Annotated in this window: 4 protein-coding genes and 1 pseudogene; 4 read left to right on the plus strand and 1 reads right to left on the minus strand. The window is 42.8% G+C overall.

Features of this window, described 5'->3' with window-relative positions:
• Nucleotides 1–710: pseudogene (locus O9290_RS17660) on the minus strand (ISAs1 family transposase); the annotation flags it as partial.
• A 176-nt stretch (nucleotides 711–886) separates the two neighbouring features.
• On the opposite strand from O9290_RS17660, the gene O9290_RS17665 reads away from it, so the two are divergent.
• The 4 genes from O9290_RS17665 (at nucleotide 887) to O9290_RS17680 (ending at nucleotide 4,796) form a co-directional block, all read left to right on the plus strand.
• The gene (locus tag O9290_RS17665) at nucleotides 887–1,801 is read left to right on the plus strand and encodes an alpha/beta fold hydrolase (protein ID WP_288057183.1); all 915 of its coding nucleotides are present in this window, start codon (nucleotides 887–889) and stop codon (nucleotides 1,799–1,801) included.
• Nucleotides 1,802–1,835: 34 nt separating this feature from the next.
• On the plus strand, nucleotides 1,836–3,056 hold the full coding sequence (ispG, locus tag O9290_RS17670) for a (E)-4-hydroxy-3-methylbut-2-enyl-diphosphate synthase (RefSeq protein ID WP_288057182.1): 1,221 nt from the start codon (nucleotides 1,836–1,838) through the stop codon (nucleotides 3,054–3,056).
• A gap of 319 nt (nucleotides 3,057–3,375) precedes the next feature.
• The gene (gene hisC / locus O9290_RS17675; RefSeq protein WP_288057180.1) at nucleotides 3,376–4,422 is read left to right on the plus strand and encodes a histidinol-phosphate transaminase; all 1,047 of its coding nucleotides are present in this window, start codon (nucleotides 3,376–3,378) and stop codon (nucleotides 4,420–4,422) included.
• A gap of 101 nt (nucleotides 4,423–4,523) precedes the next feature.
• Complete coding sequence (locus O9290_RS17680) at nucleotides 4,524–4,796, plus strand: hypothetical protein (RefSeq protein ID WP_002763859.1); 273 nt, start codon at nucleotides 4,524–4,526, stop codon at nucleotides 4,794–4,796.
• The last annotated feature ends 495 nt before the right edge of the window (nucleotides 4,797–5,291 follow it).

Consider the following 5,291-nt stretch of genomic DNA (forward strand, 5'->3'; position numbering starts at 1 on the left):
ATTTTTCTTGATATTTTTCGTCCATGACTATTATCTTGTTCAAGAAAGCAACTTTCTGGCTTTGAGGAATTACTCAGGTCTTGTATTCGCTGATCAAGATTTTTCTGATTTCCTTTAACGGTGATAACATAATCATTTTTAGTCTTGGCTATTAAGCTGATTGTTTTTTTCTGACAGTGTAAAGCATCCCCAGTAAAAACTTTATTTTGGAGAGAGCAATCCTCAATTATAGCTTGACCTTCGTTGATTTCAGACCCTTTTTTGTTTTCGATTCTTTTTAAGTGTAATACTAAGCCACTTTCTTGACTAAACAATGAGACAAACATGATAAAATTTTGTTGTTCATTATTAGGATTCTTTAGGGTGTTTTTGAGACTTTTTCAATCTATGTCTAGCCAATTTATATCACTTCTTTGTCCATATTCTTGTAATGCCCATTCATTAAACATTTTTAACAAACTCTGCCATTCGACTCCCATCATTACCCTTCTAATTGTTGAATAGGATGGGACTCTTTCTGGAATTATGTTAAATTCTTGACTGAGCCTGTGCCGATTATTTTTAGCAAACTCTCCTAGCTCTCTCTAACCTGAGTATCCTAGCATTGTTCCCAGTATTATTACTACTAATACTATCCATAAAGGGTGTCTTTTTCCTTTATTCTTACGAAAGTCCTTGACTTGTTTTAGTTTTTCTATTAAGCTCAACATATATTTTAAAAGTTGGCGGTCACTTCTCATTTTATCTGACTGTGATCGCTTTTACTTTTGATATTCTGATGGGAGAATGAAACAGCCCTACCTTGATAAGGGGGGTGTCTGATAATTTTTAACGCCTACCTACTTAGAGTAATATTTCCTGAAAACCTCTTAATTGTTTGACTTAAGTGACAACTTCACCAGCTTGGACAGAACGCATCGGTTATCAACGGGATTGGGTGTGGCGCGGTTGGCAAATTCGTTATAGTTTTATGCCGGCAAAAAACCCCCAAGATGCCGATAAACCCCCTTTAATTTTACTGCATGGATTTGGAGCGGCGATCGAACATTGGCGCCATAATATTCCTATCCTCAGCCAAAATCATCGAGTTTACGCGGTAGATTTATTAGGTTTCGGTGGTTCGCGCAAAGTACAGGTTCCCTATACCGTTAATCTCTGGGTGGAACAGATACACGATTTCTGGCAAACTTTTATAAATAGACCAGTGGTATTAGTGGGAAATTCGATCGGTTCTTTAGTTAGTATGGCCCTAGCGGGTAAATATCCGGAAATGGTAGCCGGATTAGTTATGATCAGTTTACCCGATGTCAGCCGTCGGAGGGAAATGATTGCCAATTGGTTATTAGATATCGTCACTCCCATCGAAAACTTTTTCACTTCGCCTTGGCTATTAAAACCGATTTTTTACTATCTGCGTCGTCCGCAAGTCTTGAAAAAATGGACAGGAATCGCCTACGAAGACAAGAAAGCAGTCAGCGAGGAATTAGTACAAATTATCGCCGCCCCAACCCTAGATGAGGGGGCAGCCGAGGCGTTTATTTCCCTAGCACAAGCTGTTAATCATCCCGAATATTGTCCACCAGCAAAGTTAATTTTACCACGCTTAGAAATCCCGATTTTATTATGTTGGGGCAAACAAGATCGCATGGTTCCCGTCCAGTTAGCCCAGGGTTTTGTCTCCCTTAATCCTAGAATTAAATATGTAGAATTTGAACGGGCTGGTCATTGTTTACAGGATGAATGTCCCGACCGTTTTAATCCAATTTTATTAGAGTGGCTAGAATCTGTTCCTGTTCTTTGAGAGAATAGGGAGAGTGATTGTTGGTGATAGTCCTATGCAAACCTTGGAATCGACGCTCAACCCTCCCGCAACTGCCTCCGAATTCGACACCACGATTCACCGACGTAAAACCCGTCCCGTCAGGGTAGGTAGCGTTACCATCGGTGGTGGTTATCCCGTGGTCGTGCAGTCGATGATTAACGAGGATACCCTTGATATAGATGGTTCCGTGGCTGGTATCCGTCGCCTCCATGAAATCGGTTGTGAAATTGTCCGCGTCACCGTGCCGAGTCTGGTTCACGCCACCGCTTTAGCTAAAATTAGGGAAAAACTGCTGACCACCTATCAACCCGTGCCGTTAGTAGCCGATGTACATCACAACGGCATGAAAATCGCCCTAGAAGTGGCCAAGCACGTCGATAAAGTGCGGATTAACCCCGGTTTGTACGTTTTCGAGAAACCGAAAGCCGACCGCAGCGAGTACAGTCAAGCAGAATTTGATGAAATTGGCGAAAAAATCGCCGAAACCCTGAAACCTTTAGTAGTTTCCCTGCGAGATCAAGGTAAAGCGATGCGAATCGGCGTTAACCACGGTTCTCTGGCCGAAAGAATGCTCTTTACCTACGGCGACACCCCCGAAGGAATGGTACAGTCGGCTTTAGAATTTATCCGCATCTGCGAATCCCTCGATTTTCGCAATCTGGTCATTTCCCTGAAAGCTTCCCGCGTGCCGGTGATGGTGGCCGCCTATCGTCTCATGGTTAAGCGCATGGACGAGTTAGGTATGGATTATCCCCTGCATTTGGGGGTTACTGAGGCAGGAGATGGGGAATACGGACGAATTAAATCCACTGCCGGGATTGCCACTCTCTTAGCGGACGGTATTGGTGATACGATTCGCGTTTCTCTGACGGAAGCTCCCGAAAAGGAAATTCCCGTCTGTTACAGTATCCTCCAGGCCCTGGGACTGCGGAAAACCATGGTCGAATACGTTGCCTGTCCTTCCTGTGGTCGCACTCTTTTTAATTTAGAAGATGTCCTGCAGCAAGTGCGGGCAGCGACTCAACACCTCACCGGACTCGATATCGCCGTTATGGGTTGTATTGTCAATGGACCGGGAGAAATGGCCGACGCAGACTATGGTTATGTGGGGAAACAGGCCGGTTATATCTCCCTTTATCGCGGTCGCCAGGAAATTAAACGCGTCCCCGAAAATGAAGGTGTAAGCGAGTTGATTAATTTAATTAAAGCCGATGGCCGTTGGGTAGAACCTTAATTAGGGTTTGCTGAAAAGTTTTTCCTGGTGGCAGGGTGTGGGGTGTGGGGTGTGGGGTGTGGGGTTTTACCCATTTTCAGGGAGTCAATTACCTAATTTTTAGGGAAAAAGTCCCTGAATTTTCCCCCCAATCACTCCAATCGCTGGCACTTTTTGATTTCAAAAAAGCCTAAAGATATTATCCAACAAGGTTTTTAGATTTATTCAGCCAACCTTAATTAGTTTTACCGGTAGGGGTTGACATCGATTCAACCCCCGATCATCGGCGAGAATTTGTTACAATGGAAAGCTTGCTAGAAATTGCCGCCCCAGAGAGTCCATGCTACCTACACGCGATTGTGTTCGTCAAACCCCCGCTTACACTCCGGGAGAACAGCCCCAAAGCGCGGGATTTACCAAACTTAACACCAATGAGAATCCCTATCCCCCACCGGCGGAAATTTTTTCCCACCTGCCAGAGCAATTAGAGAAAGTCCGACTCTATCCCGATCCTATCTCCAAAGAGTTACGGCAAACGGCGGCGGAATTATACGGCATAGCAGCCGATCAGATAATCGCGGGTAATGGCTCCGATGATATCCTCAATATCGCCCTGCGAACTTTTGTTAACCCTTGCGAAAGCGTCGCTTTTTTAGATTTAACCTATTCCCTTTACGAGACAATTGCCCGGGTACACGGGGCAAATATTATCGAATTTCCCACTAATGATAAATTTGCATTGGAAGGACCGATTATTTGTCCGGAAGCTAAATTAATTTTTCTGGCTTCTCCTAATCCTCCCCTCGGTAAACATCTTGATCGCGACTATTTAGAAGCAACCTGTGCTAATGCGTCGGGAGTGGTATTAATTGATGAAGCTTATGTGGATTTTAGTGATGACAATCATCTCGATTTTCTCTCCCGTTACGATAATGTCATCATTAGTCGCACTATGTCGAAAAGTTATAGTTTAGCGGGGTTAAGAGTCGGTTTCGGGTTTGCTTCCAGGGCCATTATCGAACAGATGGATAAGGTGCGTGATTCCTATAATTTAGATCGCATCGCTCAAACTTTAGCCACAGCAGCTTTAAAACACCATAATTATTTTGAGCAAGTTTGGCAAAAAGTCCGTCAAACCCGCGGCCGTTTAATTACTTCTCTGCGCGAGTTGGGATTTATTGTTTTTGACTCGGAAGCTAATTTTATCCTCGCTTCTCCCCCCCAGATTAGTGCCAGTGAGTTATATAATCAACTGAAAGAGCGTCAGATATTAGTGCGATATTTTAAACATCCTCGCATTCAGAATTATGTGCGGATTTCTATCGGAACCGATGAGGAGATTGATCGCCTTTTATCTGCTATTCAAGAGATTATGGGAACAAATTAATCTCGATTTACGTCAGGGTTTTATTAGCACTTGAAACCCTGATAAATTCTCGAAAAAAAGGCTAGATCGAGCGGAACAAAGCAGCGACAAACAAGGGTCTAATGGCCTGTCGTTTCTCCCGATTACTAGCCTTGGCTATCAAGATTATTAGTCCCACAAAAGGATTAAATACTAGCGCACAAATTTTTGAACTTATGCAAGTTTATCCCCAAGGAATCACAGTTCAAGAATTGAGCCAACGCTTAAATCGTCCCGTTTCTATGCTCAATCTTTGTCTAAAATCTTTGGTTGCTTCTAAAAAAATCGTGGCCAGAAAAAATCATAATCAGTGGGTTTATACTAGACCTCTTGTAAAAATCAAAAATTGTTGTTAGGGTTAGGAGTCAGTAGTCAGTAGTCAGTAGTCAGGAGAATTAAGAATCAATCATAATCAATTAAATGGTCTCTTTACAGATGTTAGGCAATTTAACCATTATTTTTGCCGTTTTTGAACCCTGAAAAATTAATTATGCAAGAGGGGCTCTTCTGGTTTCTGTGTGGAAACGAGGTCTATACTGATAGAATATCCGCAAAATAGCCCTAAAAGTCTTGCCCAATAAGCATTTCACGACTCCATAAGCAAAAATTATCACACACAGTCGAGAAGAGCCCAAGAGGCTCACTGTTAATAAAAAGGCTTAGTTTATCCGGCTCTTCGTTACTTGTTATGGTTCGATAGGGGGGCATACATCGACTAAATCCTTATCTGGCAAGAGACTTAATTGATTAGTTCGCTCTAGATAAAAACAATTGACAAAAATCGCTAAATGCCTTTCTCTATAAGGGTTCCATCCCTTATAACCCCCGTCCATTGCATAACACAAACCGAA

The organism is Microcystis sp. LE19-41.2A (assembly GCF_027530405.1).
In the GTDB taxonomy this organism is placed as follows: Bacteria; Cyanobacteriota; Cyanobacteriia; order Cyanobacteriales; family Microcystaceae; genus Microcystis; species Microcystis aeruginosa.

Bases quoted from the DNA above. Each gene is read 5' to 3' on its own strand.
- ispG (WP_288057182.1), top strand. From the start codon at position 1,836: ATGCAAACCTTGGAATCGACGCTCAACCCTCCCGCAACTGCCTCCGAA.
- O9290_RS17680 (WP_002763859.1), top strand. From the start codon at position 4,524: ATGGCCTGTCGTTTCTCCCGATTACTAGCCTTGGCTATCAAGATTATT.
- hisC (WP_288057180.1), top strand. From the start codon at position 3,376: ATGCTACCTACACGCGATTGTGTTCGTCAAACCCCCGCTTACACTCCG.